At 61.5% G+C, this 24,005-nt stretch carries 17 protein-coding genes; 8 read left to right on the top strand and 9 right to left on the bottom strand.

Annotated features, from left to right (window positions below; genetic code table 11):
• Nucleotides 1-82: 82 nt before the first annotated feature.
• The 6 genes from glmU (at nucleotide 83) to ACI77D_RS22550 (ending at nucleotide 6,578) form a co-directional block, all read left to right on the top strand.
• Complete coding sequence (gene glmU, locus ACI77D_RS22525) at nucleotides 83-1,450, top strand: bifunctional UDP-N-acetylglucosamine diphosphorylase/glucosamine-1-phosphate N-acetyltransferase GlmU (protein ID WP_064454822.1); 1,368 nt, start codon at nucleotides 83-85, stop codon at nucleotides 1,448-1,450.
• A 226-nt stretch (nucleotides 1,451-1,676) separates the two neighbouring features.
• Entirely contained in the window at nucleotides 1,677-2,447 is a 771-nt protein-coding gene (locus ACI77D_RS22530) for a DeoR/GlpR family DNA-binding transcription regulator (protein WP_208604482.1), read from the top strand.
• A 10-nt stretch (nucleotides 2,448-2,457) separates the two neighbouring features.
• A complete protein-coding gene (gene glmS, locus ACI77D_RS22535; RefSeq protein WP_064454820.1) occupies nucleotides 2,458-4,290 on the top strand; it encodes a glutamine--fructose-6-phosphate transaminase (isomerizing) in 1,833 nt (610 codons plus the stop codon).
• A 59-nt stretch (nucleotides 4,291-4,349) separates the two neighbouring features.
• A complete protein-coding gene (locus ACI77D_RS22540; RefSeq protein ID WP_407017521.1) occupies nucleotides 4,350-4,712 on the top strand; it encodes a hypothetical protein in 363 nt (120 codons plus the stop codon).
• 121 nt (nucleotides 4,713-4,833) lie between these two features.
• A complete protein-coding gene (locus ACI77D_RS22545) occupies nucleotides 4,834-5,415 on the top strand; it encodes a LemA family protein (RefSeq protein WP_064454818.1) in 582 nt (193 codons plus the stop codon).
• Nucleotides 5,412-6,578 carry a hypothetical protein gene (locus ACI77D_RS22550; RefSeq protein ID WP_407017522.1) on the top strand — a complete coding sequence of 389 codons (1,167 nt, stop codon included), beginning with the start codon at nucleotides 5,412-5,414 and terminating at the stop codon, nucleotides 6,576-6,578. The genes ACI77D_RS22545 and ACI77D_RS22550 overlap by 4 nt, the downstream gene beginning before the upstream one ends.
• On the opposite strand, the gene pbpC is transcribed toward ACI77D_RS22550, so the two are convergent.
• From pbpC to ACI77D_RS22565, 3 genes are all read right to left on the bottom strand, one after another.
• Nucleotides 6,579-8,876 carry a penicillin-binding protein 1C gene (gene pbpC / locus ACI77D_RS22555; RefSeq protein WP_407017523.1) on the bottom strand — a complete coding sequence of 766 codons (2,298 nt, stop codon included), beginning with the start codon at nucleotides 8,874-8,876 and terminating at the stop codon, nucleotides 6,579-6,581.
• Nucleotides 8,857-14,664, bottom strand: coding sequence for an alpha-2-macroglobulin (locus tag ACI77D_RS22560; RefSeq protein WP_407017524.1), 5,808 nt, complete (start codon nucleotides 14,662-14,664; stop codon nucleotides 8,857-8,859). Before ACI77D_RS22560 ends, pbpC begins: the two co-directional genes overlap by 20 nt.
• A 78-nt stretch (nucleotides 14,665-14,742) precedes the next feature.
• Nucleotides 14,743-15,372 carry a LysE family translocator gene (locus ACI77D_RS22565; RefSeq protein WP_221295938.1) on the bottom strand — a complete coding sequence of 210 codons (630 nt, stop codon included), beginning with the start codon at nucleotides 15,370-15,372 and terminating at the stop codon, nucleotides 14,743-14,745.
• A gap of 137 nt (nucleotides 15,373-15,509) precedes the next feature.
• Between ACI77D_RS22565 and ACI77D_RS22570 the strand changes: the two genes are divergently transcribed.
• Nucleotides 15,510-15,983, top strand: coding sequence for an Lrp/AsnC family transcriptional regulator (locus tag ACI77D_RS22570; RefSeq protein ID WP_407017547.1), 474 nt, complete (start codon nucleotides 15,510-15,512; stop codon nucleotides 15,981-15,983).
• A gap of 85 nt (nucleotides 15,984-16,068) precedes the next feature.
• Here the strand turns inward: ACI77D_RS22570 and ACI77D_RS22575 are convergent, their stop codons facing one another.
• Genes ACI77D_RS22575 through ACI77D_RS22600 form a run of 6 tightly spaced genes read right to left on the bottom strand, consistent with a single transcriptional unit; the run spans nucleotide 16,069 to nucleotide 21,749 of the window.
• On the bottom strand, nucleotides 16,069-17,001 hold the full coding sequence (locus tag ACI77D_RS22575) for a phosphatidate cytidylyltransferase (RefSeq protein ID WP_064454814.1): 933 nt from the start codon (nucleotides 16,999-17,001) through the stop codon (nucleotides 16,069-16,071).
• A 1-nt stretch (nucleotide 17,002) separates the two neighbouring features.
• On the bottom strand, nucleotides 17,003-17,623 hold the full coding sequence (locus tag ACI77D_RS22580) for a lysophospholipid acyltransferase family protein (protein ID WP_407017525.1): 621 nt from the start codon (nucleotides 17,621-17,623) through the stop codon (nucleotides 17,003-17,005).
• Nucleotides 17,624-17,632: 9 nt separating this feature from the next.
• Nucleotides 17,633-18,076 (bottom strand): hypothetical protein, encoded by a 444-nt coding sequence (locus ACI77D_RS22585; RefSeq protein ID WP_069552833.1) that lies wholly within the window; start codon nucleotides 18,074-18,076, stop codon nucleotides 17,633-17,635.
• Nucleotides 18,066-19,364: a phosphatase PAP2/dual specificity phosphatase family protein gene (locus ACI77D_RS22590; RefSeq protein ID WP_407017526.1), complete on the bottom strand. Its 1,299-nt coding sequence runs from the start codon at nucleotides 19,362-19,364 to the stop codon at nucleotides 18,066-18,068. Before ACI77D_RS22590 ends, ACI77D_RS22585 begins: the two co-directional genes overlap by 11 nt.
• Nucleotides 19,365-19,366: 2 nt before the next feature.
• Nucleotides 19,367-21,121, bottom strand: a complete 1,755-nt coding sequence (locus ACI77D_RS22595) for a bifunctional alpha/beta hydrolase/class I SAM-dependent methyltransferase (protein ID WP_407017527.1) — start codon at nucleotides 21,119-21,121, stop codon at nucleotides 19,367-19,369.
• 10 nt (nucleotides 21,122-21,131) lie between these two features.
• Nucleotides 21,132-21,749, bottom strand: a complete 618-nt coding sequence (locus tag ACI77D_RS22600; RefSeq protein WP_407017528.1) for a CDP-alcohol phosphatidyltransferase family protein — start codon at nucleotides 21,747-21,749, stop codon at nucleotides 21,132-21,134.
• Nucleotides 21,750-22,068: 319 nt separating this feature from the next.
• Between ACI77D_RS22600 and hflK the strand changes: the two genes are divergently transcribed.
• Nucleotides 22,069-23,994 carry a protease modulator HflK gene (hflK, locus tag ACI77D_RS22605; RefSeq protein ID WP_407017529.1) on the top strand — a complete coding sequence of 642 codons (1,926 nt, stop codon included), beginning with the start codon at nucleotides 22,069-22,071 and terminating at the stop codon, nucleotides 23,992-23,994.
• Nucleotides 23,995-24,005: the final 11 nt, after the last annotated feature.

The raw sequence follows: 24,005 nt of genomic DNA on the forward strand, positions 1-24,005 counted from the left end.
GGTAGCCTCGGCTACCCTTTTTCTTTTTTAGCAAAACACTTCTCTGGTCTGAAGCCGGACCGCCCAGGATTGGTAGCCATTCATGTCTCTTGAAATTGTCATCCTCGCCGCAGGCCAGGGCACCCGCATGCGTTCGGCCCTGCCCAAGGTGCTGCACCCCGTAGCGGGCAACTCCATGCTTGGCCATGTTATCCACAGCGCCCGGCAACTGGACCCGCAGCGGATTCACGTGGTGATTGGCCACGGTGCCGATGTGGTGCGTGAACGCCTGGCTGCGGATGACCTGAATTTCGTATTGCAGGACAAACAACTCGGTACCGGCCACGCCACCGCGCAAGCCGTGCCGTTCATCAGTGCCGATACTGTGCTGATTCTTTATGGCGACGTGCCGCTGATCGAAGTGGAAACCCTGCAACGCCTGCTCAAGCACGTAGTCCCTGGCCAGATGGGCCTGCTCACCGTCGAGCTGGAGGACCCTACCGGCTATGGCCGCATCGTGCGCGATGCCGACGGCAAGGTTGCGGCCATCGTTGAACACAAAGATGCCACTGAAGCCCAGCGTGCTATTACCGAAGGCAATACCGGCATTCTCGCCGTCCCTGCCAACAAGCTTGCTGACTGGATGAGCCGTCTGTCCAACAACAACGTCCAGGGCGAGTATTACCTCACCGACGTCATCGAAATGGCCGTGAGCGATGGCCTGCTGGTTGCCACCGAGCAGCCCCACGACCCTATGGAAGTGCAGGGCGCCAACGACCGCAAGCAGCTTGCAGAACTGGAGCGCCACTACCAATTGCGCGAAGGCCGCCGCTTGATGGCGCAAGGTGTGACCTTGCGCGACCCGGCGCGTTTTGATGTTCGCGGTGAGGTTACTGTCGGCCGCGACGTGCTGATTGATATCAACGTGATCCTCGAAGGCCGCGTGATCATTGAAGACGACGTGGTGATTGGCCCGAACTGCGTGATCAAGGACAGCACCCTGCGCAAGGGCGTGGTGGTCAAAGCCAACAGCCATATTGAAGGTGCGGTGATGGGCGAGGGCAGCGATGCCGGTCCATTTGCGCGGTTGCGTCCGGGCAGCGTGCTCGGCGCCAGGGCACATGTAGGTAATTTCGTCGAACTGAAAAATGCGCGTATGGGCGACGATGCCAAGGCCGGCCACCTGGCCTATCTGGGTGATGCGGTCATCGGTGCTCGCAGCAACATCGGCGCAGGTGCAATCACCTGCAACTACGATGGCGCCAACAAGTATCAGACGACGATTGGTGAGGATGTATTCATTGGCTCGAATAACTCGCTGATTGCACCCGTCACCATCGGCGATGGATCCAACACTGCTGCGGGCTCCACCATCAATCAGGATGTGGATAAGTCTCAACTGGCAGTAGCCCGAGCCCGCCAGCGCAACATCGACGGTTGGAAACGCCCGGTCAAAATCAAAAAGACCTGAGTTATCCACAGAGTCGAAATCAGCACAGTTCAAATGTGGGAGCGGGCTTGCTCGCGAAAGCGTCGGGTCAGGCACTGAAAAGTTGACTGACACACCGCATTCGCGAGCAAGCCCGCTCCCACATTTTGCTCAGTGTTGTATCAAAAAGACTTTTCGATCTGCTTGACGATTTCCTGCCAATAGGTTTTGATTGCCTTCGTTATCTTTCGAAACGAAACTTAAGATCATCATGTCGAAACGAAATACACCCCAACGACGCCACAACATTCTGACGATGCTCAATGAACAGGGCGAAGTCAGCGTGGACGAATTGGCCAAACGTTTCGAAACCTCAGAAGTGACCATCCGCAAGGACCTGGCCGCTCTGGAGAGCAACGGCCTGTTGCTGCGCCGTTACGGTGGCGCGATCACCATGCCCCAGGAACTGGTGGGCGATGCCGCCCAGCCCATTTCGGCCTACAAGCGCGCCATCGCCCGTGCAGCCGTCATGCGTCTACGTGAACACGCGCGCATCATCATCGACAGCGGCAGCACCACCGCCGCCATGATCCCTGAGCTGGGCCACCAGCCGGGTCTGGTCGTAATGACCAACTCCCTGCACGTGGCCAGCGCCTTGAGCGAACTGGAACACGAGCCGGTGCTGTTGATGACGGGCGGCACCTGGGACCCGCATTCGGATTCGTTCCAGGGCCAGGTCGCCGAGCAAGTGCTGCGTTCCTACGACTTTGATCAATTATTCATCGGCGCTGACGGCATCGATTTGGAGCGCGGTACTACCACCTTCAACGAATTGTTGGGCCTGAGCCGTGTGATGGCCGAGGTCGCGCGTGAAGTGGTGGTGATGGTCGAATCCGACAAGATTGGCCGCAAGATTCCCAACCTGGAACTGCCCTGGAGCAGCGTCCATACCCTTATCACCGATGATCGCCTGCCGCTTGAGGCCCGCGACCAGATTCAAGCCCGCGGCATTACGCTGATATGCGCGGCAATCATCTAGGAGACATACCATGTGTGGAATTGTAGGCGCAGTCGCTGAACGCAACGTCACCGCCATCTTGCTCGAAGGCCTCAAGCGCCTGGAATACCGCGGCTACGACAGCGCCGGTGTGGCCGTTTTCACCAACGCCGGCAAGCTTGAGCGCATGCGTCGCCCGGGCAAGGTCGCTGAGCTGGAGCAAGCGCTGCTCGGCGAGCCGCTGGTCGGCCGTCTGGGCATTGCTCACACCCGCTGGGCCACCCACGGCGCGCCGTGCGAGCGTAATGCCCACCCGCACTTCTCCGGTGACCTGGCGGTGGTGCACAACGGCATCATCGAAAACCACGAAGTGCTGCGCGAACAGCTCAAGGGCCTGGGCTACGTGTTCACCTCGGACACCGACACCGAAGTCATCGCTCACCTGCTGAACCACAAGCTCAAGGACCTCGGCGACCTGACCGTTGCCCTCAAGGCCACCGTCAAGGAACTGCACGGCGCCTACGGCCTGGCCGTGGTCAGCGCCAGCCAACCCGACCGCGTGGTTGCCGCCCGCAGTGGCAGCCCGTTGGTGATCGGCCTGGGCCTGGGGGAAAACTTCCTCGCCTCCGACCAACTGGCCCTGCGCCAGGTCACCGACCGCTTCGTGTACCTGGAAGAAGGCGATATCGCCGACATCCGCCGTGAAAGCGTGGCGATCTGGGACGTCAACGGCAATTCCGTCGAACGCGAAGCCGTGCAATACCGCGACGGCGCCGAAGCCGCCGACAAAGGTGCGTTCCGCCACTTCATGCTCAAGGAAATCCACGAGCAACCTTCCGTGGTGCAACGCACCCTGGAAGGTCGCCTGAGCCAGAACCAAGTGCTGGTCAATGCATTCGGCCCGCAAGCGGCCGAGTTGTTCGCCAAAGTGCGCAACGTGCAGATCGTCGCCTGCGGCACCAGCTACCACGCGGGTATGGTTGCGCGTTACTGGCTGGAAGAACTGGCCGGCATCCCTTGCCAGGTCGAAGTCGCCAGCGAATTCCGCTACCGCAAGGTCGTGGTGCAGCCAGACACCCTGTTTGTGACCATCTCCCAGTCCGGCGAAACCGCCGACACCCTGGCCGCACTGCGCAACGCCAAAGAGCTGGGCTTCCTCGCCAGCCTGGCGATCTGCAACGTCAGCATCAGCTCCCTGGTGCGCGAGTCCGACCTGACCCTGTTGACCCAGGCCGGTCGCGAAATCGGCGTGGCGTCCACCAAAGCCTTCACCACCCAACTGGTAGGCCTGTTGCTGCTGACCCTGTCCCTGGGCCAGGTTCGCGGCACCCTCGCCGAAGGCGTCGAAGCCACCCTGGTGGAAGAACTGCGCCGCCTGCCGACCCGCCTGGGTGAAGCCCTGGCCATGGACAGCACCGTGGAAAAAGTCGCCGAACTGTTCGCCGACAAAAACCACACCCTGTTCCTCGGCCGTGGCGCGCAGTACCCGGTGGCCATGGAAGGCTCGCTGAAACTCAAGGAAATCTCCTACATCCACGCCGAAGCCTACCCGGCCGGTGAGCTGAAACATGGCCCGCTGGCCCTGGTGGATGACGACATGCCGGTGGTAACCGTCGCGCCGAACAACGAACTGCTGGAAAAACTCAAATCCAACCTGCAGGAAGTGCGTGCCCGTGGCGGCCAACTGATCGTGTTCGCCGACGAGAAAGCCGGTATGACCAATGGTGAAGGCACCCACGTCATCAACATGCCGCACATCCACGACACCCTGTCGCCGATCCTCTACACCATCCCGCTGCAGTTGCTGTCGTACTACGTAGCGGTGCTCAAGGGCACCGACGTGGACCAGCCGCGTAACCTGGCGAAGTCGGTGACGGTGGAGTAACACGCCACGCGCCTGGAGGCCCGCAAGGCCTTCAGGCTCCAACGAAAGGATGCGATTCGATGCAAACCTCCTCCCGCGTCCACGAGCGCTTGAACAATCGCCGATTTACGGTCGCGAACAACACTCAAGGGCTTTCCGGCTCAGGGACGGTATTTCATTACCAGGTGGAAGGAGATGCCATTTCGGGCACTTACCAAGGCGGCCGGATACGCATGGGTCAGCAGGTCGGGCGCGTAACAGGCCCCAACACCCTCGAACTTCTTTACCAATGCTTGACCACCGAAGGTGAACTCCTCGCCGGTTGGTCTCGCGGCACGGTAGGCGTTGATCATGCCGGGCGCACCACGTTGACGTTTGTATGGGGATGGTTGTCGGGTGCGACAGGCGGTGGGGAGTCCAGCTACATCGAGTTTACTGAGTAACGGCGAGCGGCTCGTTGAATCAACGACCTCTTGTCGAATCTGTGGGCTACTACCGGGCGCGCAGTCAGGCTAACCCCTAGAATGCTTCCCTGTGGATAACTCAGCCAGGGACGCCGTCACCATGAACATAGAACTGCTAATCGCCGGCATTGTCGTGCTGATCATTGTCGTGGGCCTGGTCGGCTGGATGGTCGGGGTCTATAACGGCCTGGTGATGCGGCGTAACGATGTGGATAAGGCGTTCGCCAACATCGACGTACTGCTCAAGCAACGGGCCGACCAGATTCCCGACTTGATGCGCGTGGTGCAGACCGCCATGAACCATGAGAACGCGCTGTTCACCCGCCTCAGCGACGCGCGGACTCAATACCTCAACGCCAGCAGCCTTAACGACAAGGTCGACGCGTCCAACCAGCTCAATGCGGCACTCAAGTCGGTGATTGCGGTGGCGGAGAGTTACCCCGCGCTGATCTCAGGACCGAACATGGTTGAGTTGCAGCAGGCCATCTCGGCCGTGGAGGAGCGAATTGCCGACCGACGTGAGTTCTTCAACGAGTCGGTCAACCTCTACAACATCGCCATCGCGGTGTTCCCCGATCTGTTCTTTGCGCGAATGCTCAGCTATCAGCGCATTCCGTTGTTGGCCATCAGTGCTGAAGAAACCCGCTACGAGGGTGTGAAGCTTGAGGTGCCCGGGGCATGAAAACCACTCAGGTCGGTGAGGTTGTGAAAAAACCGCTGTGGAAAACCCTGCTGGCACTGGCGTTGGTCGCGGGTTTTATCAGTTTGATTGTGTATGCCCCGAACCTCTTCATCGCGCTGTTTTTTCCAGTCGGCATTCTGGTCGGCTTGCTGGCGAGCTTTGGTCCCAACTTTTACAAAACCGAACAGCGGCTGGCCACCAGCCAGATTCGGTCGCTGGCGATGGGTCTGGTGGAGGTACGCGGCACAGTGATTGCTGACAAGACCCTGCTGTCGCCGGTCAATGGCACGCCATGCGTGGGGTATGTCTGGATTGTCGAAGACGGCAAGAAAGACGACGACGGCCGCTGGAGTTGGAGCCGGGTGTCCGGAGAGGCGCGCTGCAATGACTTTCGGCTACAGGACGCCACAGGTGAGATCCGCGTGATGGCCGAGGGTATTGACCTGTTCGGCAACAAATCGCCTGACGACTATGAACTCGTCGGCAGCTCACGACGCCAAGGTGAAATCCTGCTGGTCCAGGACCTGGATGTGATGCTGATCGGCGACGCCTGCGAGCACGAGGGCAAGCCGGTGATCGCCCAGGGCAAACAGCGCAACGCGGTGTTCGGCCTTTCGCAAACCCAGGATGTGGAAAATACCCGGGTGCTGGCGCCATTGTGGCGCGCCGGCGGTTTCTATGCCGCAATCATAGGGATGATCGGGGTTGGCATCATGGCCATGACGCCTGCGCATTTTGCCCAATTGCATTTGCCGGGCCCCGATACCTATCAACAGATGGAGCCATTGGGCCCGGTGTATCGACTGCTGGCCTGGTTGTACCGCGAGGGCGGTTTCCCGATTCCCTTCATGGCCGCGTTTGGCTTCTTCCTGACGCTCATCGTGGTGATGATGGCAACCCGCCTTGTCCTGCCCCAAGGCATGCGCCTGGCCGTCGGCCGTGTCCTGGGGGCGTGGATGGGGCTGGGCATGATCATCGGCGGCGTAGTGACCTTACTGCTGTTCGTTGCTCAGGTGGATACCTTGAAGCTGTTTCTGGTGTGGATGCTGATCCTGCTGGGTACCTTGGTGTTTTCAATCTTCGAGCAACGGAAGCTGGGTGCGGCGTACAACCATTTTGCAAAGCGCGTCGGTAAAGCCGGTTTCGGCGACGAAGACGCCTGATCACGGCACAAATTCCACCTTCAACCCCCGGCTCGCACTGCGCCCCTGATCATCACTGACCCGCAACCGGTATTCCCCCGACTTGCCCGGCCGCCAGTTCAGTGTGGTTTGTGGCGGGCCCTGGCCGATCAGGGTCTGGTTGGCAAACCAATACAGCGTCGCCGCATCGCTGGCCGCGTTGGCAGTGAGCGGGATACTTTCCTGGGGCTGGGACAGGCGCAACTGATAACTCACTTGCGTCAGCGGCGAGCGTATCTGCGGCGCTTCGCTTTGATCGCTGATGCGGTTGGGTTGGCAGTTCTTCATTACGTTGGGCGGCGTACGTCGAGGCAGGCCAGCCGCACGGTACAGGCGCTGCACGTCACTGGGCCAGAACTCGAAGACTTCTTCGCGGGTGTATTGCGCATCGAACGGTGGGCACGCGGCCTTGCCCGTACGCGTGTCGATCAGTACCGGGCGGTGCAGGTTAGACACGCGAATCGGTGACACGCCGGGAATGTACCAAGTCTTGCGAGTTTGCGGGCACCAGTGGTTGGGTAACTCGCCGGAGGCGGCGCACACATCGATGCGCACCAGCCCGGCGGGCGGTTTGTCGGCTTTAATCACGACATTGGGCAGCGCCAGAGGCAAGGCGTCGGCGATCCGAAAGAACAACGGCGCAGCGGTCTTGGCACCGATAAAAGCCGGGTTCGGTCGGCCATCAAAGTTACCCACCCACACCACCAGCACGTACGGGCCGACCAAGCCTGCGCTCCAGGCATCGTGAAAGCCCCAGGACGTGCCGGTTTTCCAGGCGGTGCGCCAGTGGCGGCCGGGCAAACCGTCCGGGCGTGGGTTGCGCCGAAGCATGTCGCGCACCATAAACGCGGCTTGGGGCGTGAGCAGCTGCGCGCCCGTGGATTGCGGTTGCTCCTGCAAATACCGCAACGGCCGCAAATGCCCGTCGCCGGCCAGCATCACATACAGACGCGCCAGCTCTTCCGGCGTCATCTCGCCGCCGCCCAAGGCCAGCGCCAGGCCGTAATGGCTTTCGTTGCGCAACCCTTTGATGCCGGCACGTTGCAGCAACCCATACAGCGAAGGCGACTGCACTTGGCTGGCGAGCCATACCGCCGGGATGTTGCGACTACGGATCAAAGCATCCCGCGCTGTCAGCGGCCCGACAAAGCTACCGTCGAAATTTTCCGGCTGGAAGTAGCCGAAGTTACTCGGCAAGTCCTTGAGGATACTCATGGGGTGGATCACCCCCTGATCCAGCGCCAGCCCATACAGAAATGGCTTGAGCGTCGACCCAGGTGAGCGGCGGGACAACACTCCGTTGACCTGGCCGTGGATGCTTGTGGATAAGTAATCCGCCGAACCCACCAAGGCCTTGACGCTCTGGTCGCGACTGTCGATCAGGATCGCTGTGGCGTTTTCCACACCTGTGCTGCGCCGTTCGGCAATAAAGCCTGTGATCAGGCGTTCGAGCAATTGCTGTAAGGGCAGGTTAAGGGTGGTGTTGAGTTCGTTGCCGGCCTGGGACGCCAACAGTTGTTCACTCACATGTGGCGCCAGAAAAGGAATCTGCTGGCGGTTGCGCGCCTCCAGGGGCAAGTCGAGCAAACTGTCGTTGCGCGGGTCCTGTGGATAAGTTTCGCGCCATTCGGTCATCAACCGCAGCCGTGCGTTTTGCAGCGATGGCCCGAAGCGCGCGCGCCGACCCGGCTGTTGCGGAATCACCGCCAGCGCCAAGGCTTCGGACAACGACAACTGCGCCGCCGACTTGCCGAAATAAATGCGACTGGCCGCTTCGGCACCTTCGATATTGCCGCCCATGGGCGCCAGGTTCAGGTACGCCTCAAGGATGTCGTGCTTGCTGTAGCGCGCTTCCAGCCACAGCGCCAACGCCATCTGCTGCAACTTGCCCGGTACTTGGCGAGTGTTGAGGTCCCACAGGCGCCGCGCCAGTTGCATGCTCAGTGTCGAGCCGCCCTGGCGCTGGCCGCCGCTGTAGGTGGTCGCGGCCGCGCGCAGCAACGCGGGGGGATTGATACCCGGGTGCCAGTAGAAATTGCGGTCTTCCTTGAGCAGCAACGCCTCGACCAGTGACGGCGACATACGCTCGAGGGGCAGCCACAGGCGGTACTGTCCGTCGTCCGCCAACGTCATGCGCAGCAGCGAGCCGTCGTCGGCCAGCACTACCCGTGACGAGGTCACGGCGTGTTCCAGCGGGGCATGGGGCCACAGCCGCAGCCCCGCCAGTACCACCGCCGCTGCCAGCAGCGGCGTCAGGCGCTTAAGGCTTGGTAATTTCAAGCTGGCCTACTTTGCCGCGCCCTTGCAGGGTGGTTTCGTACATACCTTCGGCATAGGCCGGTGGCGTATTGAACGTACCTGCGTTGGTGGCGCGTACGCGGTAGACGAACGTGCCTACATCGCGCAGCGCGGTGCCGTACAACACTACGCGATCGTCACGCACATCCACATAGTCCGGCTGCCAATTGCTCAACTCGGTCTCGCCGATGGGCGCCTGCCAGGCGTCCGCTTCTTCGCCGTCTGCGGTTTCGGCGTATTCGGAGTCTTCACCCTCGCTTTCATCGGTACTGGCGGCCTCCGGCTCCGGCGGCAAGTTATACACAGGCTCGACGCCACCCGGCAGCAGGTCGACCACGGCCACTTGCTGCACTTGATCACGGTCGGTGGCGCGCAGACGCAGACGCACCAGGAACTCATCGCCTACTGCGACTTTGCTCACTGGCTCGCCTTTAAGGTCGAGGTACTCGTGGATGATTTCCAGGCCGTTGTTGATTGGCTTGAGCTGGGTACCTTTGTCGAAGCCGGCTTCGCTGAGCATGTAGAACGCGGCCGGGCCGTCGGTTTTTTCCATCACCAGTTTCTGCGTGCTGCCCGGCACGGCGGCGCGCGGTGGCTGGCCGGCCATTTCCAGCAGTTGCTGTTGCTTGTCACCCAACCAGGCGGTGGCCTTGAGGGTCATGTCGCTTTGCGCACGCTGGCCGTAGTTATCCAGAGCGCGCAGCAACAGGGCGGCCGACAGCGAGTTGTAACGCTGTTCGTTGAGGCGCTTGCCGAGTTTGTCCAGCAACGCCGTCGGCACATCGCCCAGCAACTCGGGGAAATGACGCGCCAGCAGGTGCAAGTGTTCAGCATCGTGCACCAGCGGGTCGTAGTACAGGCCATCGCTGTCCCACTTATCCACAAGGGAACGCCACGGGATTTTGCGGAACAATGCATCCGCCTGGCGATCTTGCTTAAGCAGCTTGTAGCTGGCAGCCAGGTAGGCGGCGCCCAGGTCGTTCTGCCAGGTGTCCTTGAAGTAGTTCTCGTAGCGCTCGCGGATATCGCTCAGGGCGCCGCTCACCAGAATCCCCTGACGGCTCAGCAAGTAGCTGGCGTAGGCACGGTTGCGCAATTCCGACAGGCCTTCGCTCGGACCATTGGCCAGGTCTGTCAGATACGTGTTGGCGCGTACCAGCAGGTCTTCCGGCACCGGTAGCCCGCGCTCCCTGGCTTCGATCAGGAAGTCAGTGGCGTACAGACTGGCGTACGGCGCCACGTCCGGGTTGGCCGCCCACAAGCCAAAGCCGCCGGCCGAGTTCTGGCGTTGGCGCAGCATGCGTACCGCGCCGCTGAACGCTTGCTCGGCTTCTGGCGCAGTGCCACCCCAGATCAACGCCGGCATGGCCTTGGACACCAGTTGCTCGGTGCAGGCATACCCGTAGTCATCCAGGTAATGCTTGAGGCCGTTGGCCCACACCAGCGGCGAGGCCGCCACACCCAGTTGCACATCACGCAATTGGCTGAACAGTTCACGCGTTGGCTTGAGTTCTTTGCTGGCGCTGTCGAAGCGGCCCAGGCTCAGGGCCACGCGATGCTCGCTCAGTGGGCGGATCGACGTGGTTTCCGCGACCTGGATGCGTTTGCCGTCCGGCAATACCGCGATAAAACGCAGGTCCGCCGAGCCGAGGGTTTCGCCGACCTTGATCTTGAACTCTGCCGTGCCTTCCTTGCGCGGTTGCAGGGACAAGGTGCTGCCCTTGTCGCCCTGCACGTTGAGGCCGTCGCTGGTCTGCACTTCAAACTTCACATCCGCCGCAGCATCCAGGTTGCTGAACACCCCGGCGCTTACATTGAACACATCTCCCGGCGCCACAAAAGCCGGTACGTTCGGCGTTATCACAATCGGCCCGCGCACCTCGGTATTGGCCTCGCTGACACCGACGCTGTCGGCATCCACCGCCACCGCAAACAGGTGCAGCTTGCCGTTGAAGCTGTCCGGCACCTGGTAATGCAGCACGGTTTCACCGGCGGGCAAGTCCACCAGTCCGGACCACCAGGCCACCGGCGGCTGATGTTTACGCTTGAACGGGTTCAGATGATTGGCCAGGCCGCCTTCTGTATCGCCGCCGGGCGCCGCCCCACTGAGCAGGCGGCTGAATTCCGGCAAGATCAGGTCAAGAATCTGACTGGTGCCGACTTCAAGCGCACGCTTCTGGAAGAAGAAGCCCAATGGGTCTGGCGTCTGATAGCGCGCCACTTGCAGGATACCTTCGTCCACCGCGTAGACCACCGCGCGGCCTGGGCGGTCGGCAGTGACCTTGATATCCAGGGTCTGCCCCGGCTCAATCTTCGCCGGGCCTTCGACTTTCAGCGCCATGCGCCGTGCATCCAGGTTGATGCTGAACGGCACCACGCCATAGGACAACGGGCTCATGTAGACCTCGGACGAGCCGATGTCCCGCACGAACTGCACGTTGACGTAGGCATTGCCCTCGAGCCCTGCAGGCACGCGGATATGTTGCACGCTGTTGGTGCTGTCGGCCTTGAACCACTGCTGTGTGTAAACCTTGTCACGCTCGATGGTGATCAAGCCGGCGCCGGTGTATGGCGCGCGAATGCTGATTGCGATCTCGTCACCCGTGGCGTAGCTGCGTTTATCCAGGCGCAATTGCAACTCGGCGTTACGCTCCAGGGAGCGCGAGGTGTTGCCGCGCCCGGCCACGCTGTAGTCGATCTGGTTGAGCAGGTTGCCGTTGGCGTCCTTGAGTTGCAGGGTGAAATCGCCCGGCGTGCCGGTGTTCAGGGTCTGCTTGGCGCCTTCCTTGGTCATCACCAGCGGCGAGGCCGGTTGGCTGATGTTCTTGATGCGCGACTCGTACTTGTAGGTGCCGTTGGACTGTTTTACCAGCACCGACACATAGCGGTGCTCGATGACTTCGCTGGTCAGGCCGTCCACCGCCACGGGTGTAAGGTCCGGCGCCACGGCCAGCCATTGCACTTGGCGTGGGGCGTCTTTGGCGACGTACGACAGCGAATCCTGACTTTTCACACCGACCAGATAAGGTGCGGATGACACCAGCAGCGCATTTTGCGCTGCAACGTTACGGCCACCTTCAGCTTCGAACACTTGGGTCATCACTTGCAGGCGATAGGTGCTGTTGGCGAAGCGTTGCAAGTTGAGGTCGAGCACCGCCTGGCCGTTGTCGTCGACAGTGGTTTCCGCCAGGTCTTCGGTGCTGGCTTCTTCCAGCGAATCGTTGAGGCGGAAGCGGTAATCGGGGTAACGGTCGAAGGCCGCCAGCGTGGGGCTCAGGGACATTTTGGCGGTGACGCGACGGCCGGACGCCGGGGCGCCGAACAGGTGCATCGCGGTGACTTTGGCCACCACCTGGTCCGGTGGAATCCAGCCCAACACCGGAGTGTCGTGCAGGCTCAGGCTGACCTTCATGCGGTCTGGCTCGAAATCGCGGACCTTGAAGCTGACACTGCCCAGGTCGGTGCGCGTGTTTTTCTGGCCAATCAACTGCAAGGTCGCGGTGTAATCCCCGGCGGGGGCGACTTCGCTGCTGGGGAAATCAAAGGTTTCAAAACCGCTGGTGGACAGTTTCAGCGGCTGGCGAATGACTTCCAGGCCACGTGGGTCGGTGATTTGCAGCTCCACCGGCAGGCCTTGTAATGCGCCTTTCCAATTGCCGCTGCGCACGATCATGCCCAGGTGCGCCGTTTCGCCGGGCCGATACAGGCCGCGGTCGGTGAACAGGTAGGCGCTGAGGCGATCAATCGCGCCGTCTTCTTCCAAACCGCCTACATCAAAGCGCGACAAATCCAGCTGTTGCGACTGACGGGCAATCGGCAGGAACGACTGGTCATTGCCGCGAGTGACGACATACATCAGCGGCGTTTTCTCACGGCGCAGTTCATCCAGCTTGGCGAAATGCGCATGGCCTTCGGCATCGGTGCGGCCGCTGCTGACCGGCAAACCGTTACGACCAATGATGTCGACTTGTGCGTCGGCCACCGGCGAACCGTTGCCAATGGACTGCACGTACACATCATGGCTGCCGTCGCTGGAGCGTTTGGCGATGATGCCAAGGTCGGTGACCACGATGAAACGCAAGTCGCTGGTGCTGCTGCGTGAGTAATCGAACGTGCGCTCGGCGGGGTCATCCTGAGGGCTGAGCTTGAGCACAAAGATGCCGCGACGACCGCCGTTGGCGGTGAGGTAGTGGCTCAGGTCGACGTTGTCGTAGACGGTTTTCGCCGGGTCATTGGACGACAGCGGAATATCCAGCGACTGACGCTCCACCATACGGTCGAAGTAATCATTGCCAAAATTCGGACGGGCGAAGCTGCCGCTGCTCTGGTCCACCAGGTGCTGCAACTGATTGGGCAGCAGGCGGGCGATTTCCACATGGGCGCCGGGCACGCCGCGGGCCATGAAGCCCAGGCGTTTTTCGCCGTTGAGGCTGAGCAAGGCGCCGTCAGACAGGAACTGCAAAGTGCGTGGGTACGCCGGCATGCTGATCAGCGACGCTGTAGGGTCTTTCGCCAGGTAGCCGCCGATGGCTTCCAGGTTCGCGGGAACGCGCACATACAGCGCGCGGCCTGCGGGAGCCTTGAACTTGAAGGCGTGAAGCGTATTCAGTGGTTCGACGCTGGGCACGTGGGTCAGGGTGACCTTTGAACTACGGGCCAGCAGAGCATCGTCGATCTCGTTGCTGTAATAGGGGCGGGTATCGTCCTGGGCTTTTTCCGGCAGCAGCCAGGCCTGGACCTTACCTGCGATGGTGTCATCGGCCACGGCGCTGGAACTGCTGAACATCAGCACGGGTTCCGGTTCAGCGCGCGCGTTGTCGACAAAGCTCACTTCGGCGCCGGTAAAGGTCAGGCGATAGCGACCGGGCACGGTGACCTCAGAGACCAGCGGAGCGGTGCTGGCGTTGCCGCCGTCGCGGGCCTTGATCCCTTCATCGAGCTTGGCGCTGACGGGCGTGCTTTCCAGTGGCGTGGCCAGGGCGGCGGAGCGTACGTAGGCGTTGAGCCTGGTGTCGTCGAAGGTGATTTCCGGGCGGTTGGGTAACTGGGCATCGCGGTAGGCCAGGCCTTTGCCGAGGGTTACCGATACACGCTTGCGCAGGCTGTCTTCATCGACCGGGTGGGAAAAATGAAAAGTCGCCACCAGCTGTTTCAACGTCGGGTTGGACGGGTCTTGATACAGCTCGTTTTGCGCCAGGGTGGCGCGGAAGGGTTGAGTGGAAAACTGACTGCTGTACTGGTTGAGCAGTACACCGTCGGCCAGCAGCTTTTTCTTGGCCAGGTCGAGGGTGTAATGGGCGTCGACGGGCCAGTCTTTTTCCGGCACGAACAACAAGGTGTGGTCGTCGGACCAACGCCAGGCGCCGGCCACTTCAGGTTTTAGGGTGATGCCTTCGGTGACTGGCTTGCCAATGGCTGCCAGTGGAGCCACAGATTCGGCGAAACGCACCTGCAAGTTATCCACAACCGGTGGTTGCTGGGTGTAATCAGTCAGGTTCGGTTTGTGCAGCGAATAGCCAACGGTGTGCGGTTGCGGCAGGTGCGAGTACCACTGCCAGCCATAGAAGCCGGCGGCGGCCAGTAACACCAGACCCAACACCCCGGCACCGGCCTGACGCGGGTAGGCGCGTGCTTTATGGCCCACATTTGTCAGGCCATGGCCGAGGGTGCGCAGCCAGGGCGGCGGTTGCCATTGGCCGAAGAGAGCACTCACCACAGTCAGTAAAGCGCCGAGAATTCGGCGGCTGGTCGCTTTCAACGAATCGAGCATGGTGAGCATCCCTGGCTAAGTGCGGCCTATATTACACGCGTCTTTGATACAAAAGATGACGTGAAATTGCCGACGTGCTCAGGCCTGCTGCACAAACGTAAGACGCACCGCAAAACCAATCAAAAGACTGCCAAATAACCACTGCTGCACACGCTGCGCCGAGCGATTGCGCGCCAGCCAGTGGCCGATGCGCGCGCCGGCCAGGGCATAGCAGCAGTCGAATACGAAACCGACGCTCACCAGGATTACACCGAGCAACGCAAACTGCGCCGCCACCGGGCCTGCTTGTGGGTTGATGAATTGCGGCAGCAGCACTGAGCAGAACAGCAGGGCCTTGGGGTTGAGCAGATTGGTGAGCAGGCCGCGCTGAAAGGCCGTGCGCCAGGCGTGGACCGACGGTGCGCCCTGGCTCTCGTTGAACGATGTCAGCCCATTGGCACGCAGGCATTGCACGCCCAGCCATAACAGGTAGGCGGCGCCACCGAGGCGCACCACGTCGAACGTCCACGGCGCCACTTTGAACAACGTCGCCAAGCCCATACCTGCCAACGCCACATGGCATGCCCGGGCCAGCCCCAAGCCGATTGTCGTGGTCAGCGCCAAGGCTTTGCCCTGGCGCGCGCCAGTTTGCAGCAGCAGGATCATGTCCGGCCCCGGCAACAGGAAAGCCACCGATAAGGCCAACAGAAATAACCAGAGCTGCGCCATGTTTCACCTCCCACCATTTGTCGGCCAATTCTAGAGTTGAAACGCGGGGCAGGTGCTTGCGAAGTCAGCCAGATAAGCGTCTAGTCTTGGCACTATCTGCCACCAATACAGCCAACGGCCATCCACTTATGCCAAATATCAAGCTTGACGCTTTTGACCGCAAGATTCTCGAAGCGCTGCAACGGGACGGCCGCCTGACCAATGTGCAACTGGCTGATGCGATCGGTCTGTCCGCCTCCCCCTGTTTGCGCCGCGTGCGATTGTTGGAAGACGCCGGGGTGATTCGCGGTTATCAGGCCACGCTGGACCGCGACGAAGTGGGGCTGGGCATGATGGTGTTTGTCGGCGTGAAGGTGGAGCGGCACAACGACACCGAAGCGAATGCCTTTCGCGAGGCGGTGACGGCATTGCCCGAAGTGATCTCGGCGTTTCTGGTGTCGGGGGAGTCGGACTTTTTGTTGCAGGTGGTGGTGCCGGACTTACGTGGGTATGAGCGGTTTGTCACCGGCAGCCTGTTGAAGCTGCCGGGGGTGAGGGATATTCGCAGTAACTTCGCGATCCAGACCGTGAAAACCCCAGGCGCCTTGCCCCTGGGACATTTGCCGGGCTGAGGACTGGAAAACACTGCAAAACCAGTGTGGGAGCAGGCAAGCCAGCTCCCACATTTGATCCGCATTGGGCTTGAGGCTGTATGGCTCAGGTCCACCAGTAGCGAACGAGGTGAAAGAAAATCGGCGCGGCAAAACACACCGAATCCAGACGATCCAGCATCCCGCCATGTCCTTCGATCATATGCCCCCAATCCTTAACGCCCCGGTCGCGCTTGATCGCCGACATCACAATGCCGCCGGCAAAACCCAACAGGTTGATCAACAAGGCGATCAAAAACGACTGCCACGGATTAAACGGCGTAGTCCACCACAGCGCCGCACCGATCAGGGACGACAGCAGAATCCCGCCAATAAAGCCTTCGACGGTTTTGGAGGGCGACAGGTTGGGCGCGATCTTGTGCTTGCCGAACAGCTTGCCGCACACGTACTGCAGTACGTCCGACAGTTGCACCACAATCACCAGGTAGGCGATCAGCAAGAGGTTACGGCCTTCATAACCGGGGATGTCGAGGGTCAACAGGGCCGGCACGAATGACACGCAGAAGACCGCGATCATCAGGCCCCATTGCACTTTCGAGGCCCGCTCCAGGAAGTGCGTGCTGTCGCCACCGAGGGACGCGAGGATCGGCAGCAGCAGGAACACATACACCGGGATAAAGATCGAGAACAGCCCGTACCAGTCCGAGTAGATCAGCACGTATTGCAAGGGCAGGGCCACGTAAAACGCGGCCACCAGCGCCGGGTAGTCGCTGCGGCGCGTGGGGGTGAGGGTGAGGAATTCGCGCAGGGCATAGAACGACACCGCGTAGAACAGCAGGATCACCGCGCCGGTACCGAGCCAGAAAGCAATGCCGATCACCACCACCATTACCCACCAGGCGTTGATGCGGGCGTTGAGGTTGTCGATCACCGCATTCGGTGTACCACGGGTGCGCAGTTTGAGGATCAGTCCGATCAGTGAGGCGAGCACCAGGATCGCGCCGATCCCGCCGAACAACATCAGGGTTTGGCTATCCATGTCAGACATGCTCCGGGGCGAGGGCAAGCAGGGCGTCGCGGGTACGGGCAAGGAATGCGGCTTTGTCTTCACCTTCTTCCAATTGCAACGGCGTACCGAAGCTGGTGGTGCACAACAACGGCAGCGGCAGCACGCGGCCCTTGGGCATGACCCGGTTGAGGTTGGCTATCCACACGGGGACCAATTCCGCCTGTGGGTAACTTTTTGCCAGGTGATACAGGCCGCTTTTGAACGGCAGCAGGCCGTCTTCCAGGTTGCGCGTGCCTTCGGGGAAGATGATCAGCGAGTCGCCGCCTTCAAGCGCAGCCAGCATGGGCTGCAAGGGGTTATCCACAGGGTCTTTACGCTCGCGGTCGATCAGCACGCCATTGAATACACGGTTGATGATGTAGCGGCGCAAAGCACTTTTGTTCCAGTAATCGCTACCGGCCACCGGGCGCGTGAATTTGCGCAGGTTCTGCGGCAGTGATGCCCACAGCAGCACAAAGTCGCCGTGGCTGCTGTGGTTGGCGAAGTAAATGCGTTGCACCGGAACCGGCGCGCAACCCAGCCACAGGCTACGGGCGCCGGTGACGGTGCGGGCCATCGAGGTAATCAGTGTGGCGACCACAGGTTCGAACATGGGAATTCCTTATCCGGCAAAAGGTAGCCAAGGGCTGGCGAGTATCACCAGCAAGGTCAGCAGCACTTGCGCGCCCAGCAGCCAAGCCTGCTTGCGCAACAATTTAAGGGCGCCGCGACGGCGTTCGGTCCAGGGCCGGCCGGCGCGTTTGGGCGATTGCAGGCCGAGGGTTTGCAAGGCCTGGTCGAGATCGGGTGTGCGCTGGGGGTCGCGGGCCAGCAGAGCGAACAGGTCGGCATCGAAAGCCACGCGTAGCGCCCAGTACTTTTGCAGCAGGCCGAGAATAATCATCCACAGGCTGAGCAGCAGGCAGATTGTCGAAATACTCGCCATCAGCAATTGAGCCAGGCCGAACAGCACACCGACCACGGTCAGGCCTGTGGATAACTGATCGAGCGATCGGCCCCGGCGCAGAAGGCTGGCGACCACTTGGAGTTCCATATCAGCAGGCATGGGGCAAACCCTCCAGAGCTTCACGGTGAGTGGGATGCAGGACCACGCGGGGCCTGGCTGTACGAATAATAGCCAGCGCTTCCTCGACACTGGCCGCGCGGCCACTGTGCAGCAACCATGCGGCGACCGCCGTGGCGCTGCGCGAATAACCCAGGGCGCAGCACACCAGCACGGGCCCGCCCAGGCGCAGGCGTTCGATGGCTTGCGCGGCTTGCAGGCATTCGGCGGGGGTCGGGGCGATCAAGTCGAGCACAGGGATGCATTGATAAGCGCAGCTCTGTGGATTAATCGGCAATTCGGCGCAGAGATCGACGATGGCCTTGAATGACCCCTGTTCGCTAGCGGTAGGAATTCGACCAAGCCAGACGTTATCCACAACCTGCTCGGGTTGTGGATGTTTACGCGTCCACAACCGCGAGTTAATCCACGCCGCCGCCAGGTAGGGCGCATACAACCAGCGTGCGGCGGGCGTCAGACGGCCATCGGTGCGTTTCTGAAAGCCCGCAGCGCCCAGCGCCAGGTAGTTTGCCTTTATCAGGCCAAGGGAAACCGCCGGCCAGATCAGCCAGAGCCACCCGCCCCCCAAGGTCAGCGCCACAATCAATAGCACCACCGACCCCGCGCCGTAACGCAAGCCGAGCCGCCACTGCTGCGAATCCCGCGTAAGCCGTGCATTCAACAGCGGGCTCGGGTGCTCCACGGGCCACAACCACACGCATAACCAGCCTGCGAGGGCGCCTGTGGGTAAGTCAATAAAGTGATGTTGATAAGTGGACAGCACCGAAATTCCGATCAACGCGAACCAGCCATGCACCACCCAACGCCAGAACCCTTGCGTGTGGCGCTGGTACATGACCCACAGGATCACCAGCAGCGCGATGTGCAGTGAGGGCGCCTGGTTGAAGGGTTTGTCGAAGCCGGCCAGCACCGCAAACAGCCAGCCAAACACACCGTCCAGTTCCGGCCGTTCAAAGGTGAAACGCAGTGGCCAGATGAGGAAGCAGCTCACGGCGATGACTTGCGCACTGAGCAGGCGCAATGCGTGTTGTTTCAACTCATGGCGAGTGTTGGGCAGCAGCAACGAGAACCCGTAGAGCAGGTCAATGGACCAATAGGGCACGATGGTCCAGGCCCAGAACGGCATATGGGTTTCCCAGCCGAACACCAGCGTGCCGACGTCGCTGCGCTGGCTGGTGACCCAGGTGGCAAAGCCGTAGGTACTGAAAAACAACGGCGCCAGCAACAGCAGCCACAGGACTGCCGGTTTCAATAAGCCGGGTTCGCGCATGCTCAGATCTTCTGTGCCAGGGACACGGTGAAAATGCCCCATTCGTCGACACGCTGGGTGATCTTGCGAAAGCCTGCGGCCTCGACCAACTGATCCATCTCTGCCTGGCTGCGCCGGCGCATCACCCAGGCCTGGCCCTGGCGATGGCTGGTGAGCGCGCGGGCGATCAGTTCCAGCTGCGGATGCCACGGTTGGCCGGTGTAAACCAGATAACCGCCAGGCTCCACCGCTTCGGCCAGCCCTGCCAATGAACCGCCGACCATGCGGTTATCGGCAAACAATTCATACAGCCCGGACACCACCGCCAAAGTCGGCTTGGGGTCCAGTGCCGCCAGATCAGCCCGGTCAAACGCATCACCTTTGACGAACTGGGCGATATCCCCAAGGCCTTTTTCGCGGATCAGCGCGCCACCGTCGCGCACGTTGATGTCACTGTAGTCGCGCAGCAGGATTGATTCCGGCAGCGGCGAAACGCCCTGCAAGGCTTCGAGAATATAGCGGCCGTGGCCGGCGGCGATATCGATAATTCGCACCTCACGATCATCTGCGCGCAACTTGGCCATGGCCAGGCGCAGCAGTTCTTCGACATTCAGCTTGCGCTGGCGAATGCCGCGCCAGCCGATGGAGTTGAGGTAGTTGGTGTCGATCATCCGCCCCAGCCCGCCCTTACCGGTGGGCGTGTTGCGGTACACGTAGTCCAGCGTGCTACCGGAGTCGAAGCCGGTGTCGAAGCCCAATTTCACGCCGGCCGACACGTTCTTGCCCAAGCCCATGCTGGCGCGGGTCATGCGCCAGTACAGGTCGCGCAATGAATGACGTGGCAGCGGCGCGGCGAGGGATTCCGACTCGGCGCAGGTGGCGCCCAATTTGTCGGCATCGAGCAAAGAGGCGCGGTCCAGCGGGTGGGTGAAGTTCTGCAGGATAAAGCGCTTGGCGCTGCTCACGGCTATCGCTCGGTCGCGTTCGCCGAGGGTGTCGTGGAAAAAACCGGGAAGAATATGCAGCTCTTTTTTCAGGCTGCCGAGGCGGTCGAAAAATTGCTGCTGGGGTTTACGGTGCACCACAAAGTCGGAGCCGGAGATCAGCAGTTGTGTGGGCACTTGAATCGCCTGGGCATCGGCCACAACGCGATCGGCAGCTTCGTACAGCCCGAGCAGCACATTCACTGAAATGGCTTTGGTGATCAATGGGTCGCTGTCGTAGGACGCGACCCGCTCCGGGTCGTGGCTGAGGAACTTGGCCTTGACGTAGCTGTTGACGAAAAAGTTGCCGCGCAACGTGCGCATCAGCGCCAGGCCCGGTCGCGCAAAAGGTACGTAGAGCTTGACCTTGAACGCTGGGGAGGCCAGCACCAGGGCGCGGATTTTGGGTGCGTAATCGTGCACCCAGGTGGCGGCGATCACGGCGCCCACGCTTTGGGCGATGACGGCGACGTTCTCTTCTTCGATGCCGTAAGTGGCGCCGATATGGTCGCAGAAGGTCTGCACGTCGCGGGCGCTGGTGGCGAAGCTGGGGCTGTCACCGCGTGCGCCGGGGGATTGGCCGTGGCCGCGTGCGTCCCAGGCGAAGAAATCGAATTGCGGCAGGTCGAGTTCGTCGACCAGGTGAGCAATGCGCCCCGAATGTTCGTGGCCGCGATGAAACAGCAGGATCGCCTTGCGCGGCTCATCGCCCGCAGGCGCCGTGGCCGGCCAGTGCCGATAGAAAAGCTCGACGCCATCATGGGTGCTGAAGGTGTGCTCTTGCTGTTCGCGCATCGCAAATTCCTTATGCAGAATGGGAAATCGTTTCTTTGAGGCCTTGGCGCACGCGGTTGACCAAGGTATAGGCGAGCAGGGCGGCGACCAGCCACATCACCGTATCGACCCAGCCTGCGTTGAGCCAACCCAGTGCCACGCCGGTGGCGAGCACCCCGAGTACAAACGCGCGATCACTCTTGCCCATTGGGCCGTCGTAGCGGCGCGAAGCGCCCACCATCGGCCCGAGCACACCGGCGTATTCGCTGAACACGGCGAGCAGCGCCACCAGCAGCACCGGCACCAGGCTGGCATCGGGGATCAGGGCAAAGGGCAGGATCAGCGCGCTGTCGGCGATGACGTCGCACAGTTCATTGAGGTAGGCACCGAGGCGCGATTGCTGGCCAAAGTCCCGGGCGAGCATGCCGTCGATGGCATTGAGTGCCATGCGCAGGATCATCCACAGCGGGATCAGCGCAAACAGCCAGAGGTGTTGGGCGAAGCTGGCGATCAACAGGCCGACCAGCAGGGAAACCACGCCAGCCAACACGGTGATTTGGTTGGCGGTGGTGCCGTTGTCATAGAGACGCTGCACGAGGGGGCGCAGCACGTTTTGAAAACGCGGCTTGAGCTGATAGATCGAAATCATGGGGAGTGGCGCTTCCTTGTCCGTGAACCCGCGAAAACTGTTTTGGAGTGTGCCGATTAATCCGTGTCTGCACCAGTGATGGCGCGTGTTTATGGGGGGTTAGTCACGGTCTCGCAGGTGCCGGAGGGTATTTGTGGCAGGGGGCTTGCGCCTGATAGCGGTGGGCCAGCCAGTACAGGCATCCACTGACCCATCGCCATCGCGAGTAAGCCCCGTTCACAGGGGCGCTGCGCAGGGCTCAAAAACGGTCTTTAGCGAACAAAAATTTCACGCCGCGTGTTATATCGTAACGAACTGTGTGTAAGCGGGCGTTGAGTGGATGCAAGTGGATTTAGAAGCTGACGGCGCTTCGGTTGAAGGCCTCGCGCGTTTTCAACAAGGGTTGTTCCATGCCCGTCGATTGAGGCAGGCCGGCATCAGCCTGACCGCCCTGGCTGTCGCCAGTTGGGTGCTGGCGTTGTTCGTCGCCTTGTTTGCGCCGCTGTCGATCTGGCCGGTGGTGCTGATCAATTGCGCGAGCGCTCTGCTGGTGCTGGTGGCCGGGTTGCAATCGGCGTGGTGGGTCGCCGATTGGCGCGCCCAGGCGCTGGAAGAGCCTGCGGCTGAACTGATCGAACGGCCCGTCGAAGAGCGGGACGGGTACGCGCGTCTGCTGGAGCGTTTCGGCAGCGGCTTGCTGGCCCAGATCGGCGCGCCCGTGTTGTGGCTCTGTGGTTGGTCGTTGTTGGCGTTGGTCAGCATCATCGAGTTCTGGAACCTGGCCCTGCCCGCATCGCCCGTGGGGCAATCCGCGAGCATCGGCGCTGCGTTGGCGCTGGCGCTGGCCTTTGGCTTGTTGGTGTTCGAGCGCCGTCTGGCTCAGGAAACCGCTGCGCAATGGCCTGAAGCTTCGCAGCTGGCGCAGTTGATCCGGGTGGCGATTCTTGTCCTGGTGGTCAGTGCGATCTGTTTGTTGTTTGCCGGCGCGCAATCCGTCTGGCCGCTGCGCTTGGCGACGATTGTTGGCCTGTTACCAGCGCTGGTGGCGCTGGAGTTCCTGTTAAGGGGCACGCTGTCGCTGTTCAGCCCGCGCCAGCCACGGCTCGAACCGCGCTTGATGGCGCAAAGCTTTATCGCCGGGCTGCTGCGCTGGCCGCCACAACCCTTGCTCGCTTTGCAGCACGAACTGCACAACCGCTTCGGCATCGACCTGCGCCAGATCTGGGCGTTTACCTACATGCGCCGGGCGTTCTTGCCGGTGCTGCTGGTGGTGCTGGCGGTAGGCTGGTCACTGACCGGCGTGCACGAAGTGCCCCTGCAAGGCCGTGGGATTTATGAGCGGTTCGGCAAACCGGTGGAAGTCTTCGGCCCGGGTCTGCATGCCGGGTTGCCGTGGCCACTGGGTCGTGTCCTGAGTGTGGAAAACGGCGTTGTGCATGAGCTGGCCACCAGCGCCAGCGACGCCGCAGCACCGCCGTTGGCCCCTGCCGAAGGCCCGGCGCCGCTGATCGCCAACCGGTTGTGGGATGCCAGCCATGTGAATGACAAGTCCCAGGTGATCGCCAGCAGCAGCGGCGACAAGCAGAGCTTCCAGATCGTCAATATGGACGTACGTTTCGTCTACCGCATCGGCCTCACCGATCAGGCCGCACTGGCCGCCACCTATAACAGCGCCGATGTGCCGACGCTGATTCGCAGTACTGCCAGCCGCATCCTCGTGCATGACTTTGCCTCGCGCACCCTCGACGAACTTCTTGGCGAACAGCGCACCAGCCTCGCCGACGAGGTCGGGCGCGCGGTACAGGCGGACCTGCAAAAACTCGACAGCGGCGTGGAAATTCTGGCCACGGTGGTGGAAGCCATTCACCCACCGGCCGGCGCCGCCAACGCCTACCACGGCGTGCAGGCGGCACAAATCGGTGCCCAGGCACTGATTTCCCGTGAGCGCGGCGCCGCCAGCGAACAAACTAACCAGGCTTTGCTGCAGGCCAGCACCGCGCGCGACCAGGCGATGGCCACCGCCCGTGAAGTGAACGCGGGCGCCCAAGCGGCAGACCTGCGCTTTAGCGCCGAACAAAAGGCTTACGCCACCGCAGGCCGTGCCTTCGTGCTGGAGCAGTATCTCGCTCAACTGAGCCAAGGGCTGGCGCACGCCAAGCTGCTTATTCTGGATCACCGCCTGGGCGCCGATGGTGCGCCAACGATCGATCTGCGTTCTTTTACTTTGCCGGCCGATCCTTCGGTGCCGCGTAAAGCCGTTCAATAAGGAGTCTGTCT

Source organism: Pseudomonas sp. O39 (assembly GCF_045447295.1).
Lineage (GTDB): Bacteria > Pseudomonadota > Gammaproteobacteria > Pseudomonadales > Pseudomonadaceae > Aquipseudomonas > Aquipseudomonas antarctica_A.

Excerpts from the sequence above, each read along its gene's own strand:
- glmU (WP_064454822.1), top strand. The coding sequence starts at position 83 with ATGTCTCTTGAAATTGTCATCCTCGCCGCAGGCCAGGGCACCCGCATG.
- glmS (WP_064454820.1), top strand. The coding sequence starts at position 2,458 with ATGTGTGGAATTGTAGGCGCAGTCGCTGAACGCAACGTCACCGCCATC.
- ACI77D_RS22540 (WP_407017521.1), top strand. The coding sequence starts at position 4,350 with ATGCAAACCTCCTCCCGCGTCCACGAGCGCTTGAACAATCGCCGATTT.
- ACI77D_RS22545 (WP_064454818.1), top strand. The coding sequence starts at position 4,834 with ATGAACATAGAACTGCTAATCGCCGGCATTGTCGTGCTGATCATTGTC.
- ACI77D_RS22550 (WP_407017522.1), top strand. The coding sequence starts at position 5,412 with ATGAAAACCACTCAGGTCGGTGAGGTTGTGAAAAAACCGCTGTGGAAA.
- ACI77D_RS22560 (WP_407017524.1), bottom strand. The coding sequence starts at position 14,664 with ATGCTCGATTCGTTGAAAGCGACCAGCCGCCGAATTCTCGGCGCTTTA.
- ACI77D_RS22565 (WP_221295938.1), bottom strand. The coding sequence starts at position 15,372 with ATGGCGCAGCTCTGGTTATTTCTGTTGGCCTTATCGGTGGCTTTCCTG.
- ACI77D_RS22575 (WP_064454814.1), bottom strand. The coding sequence starts at position 17,001 with ATGGATAGCCAAACCCTGATGTTGTTCGGCGGGATCGGCGCGATCCTG.
- ACI77D_RS22580 (WP_407017525.1), bottom strand. The coding sequence starts at position 17,623 with ATGTTCGAACCTGTGGTCGCCACACTGATTACCTCGATGGCCCGCACC.
- ACI77D_RS22585 (WP_069552833.1), bottom strand. The coding sequence starts at position 18,076 with ATGCCTGCTGATATGGAACTCCAAGTGGTCGCCAGCCTTCTGCGCCGG.
- ACI77D_RS22590 (WP_407017526.1), bottom strand. The coding sequence starts at position 19,364 with ATGCGCGAACCCGGCTTATTGAAACCGGCAGTCCTGTGGCTGCTGTTG.
- ACI77D_RS22595 (WP_407017527.1), bottom strand. The coding sequence starts at position 21,121 with ATGCGCGAACAGCAAGAGCACACCTTCAGCACCCATGATGGCGTCGAG.
- ACI77D_RS22600 (WP_407017528.1), bottom strand. The coding sequence starts at position 21,749 with ATGATTTCGATCTATCAGCTCAAGCCGCGTTTTCAAAACGTGCTGCGC.
- hflK (WP_407017529.1), top strand. The coding sequence starts at position 22,069 with ATGCAAGTGGATTTAGAAGCTGACGGCGCTTCGGTTGAAGGCCTCGCG.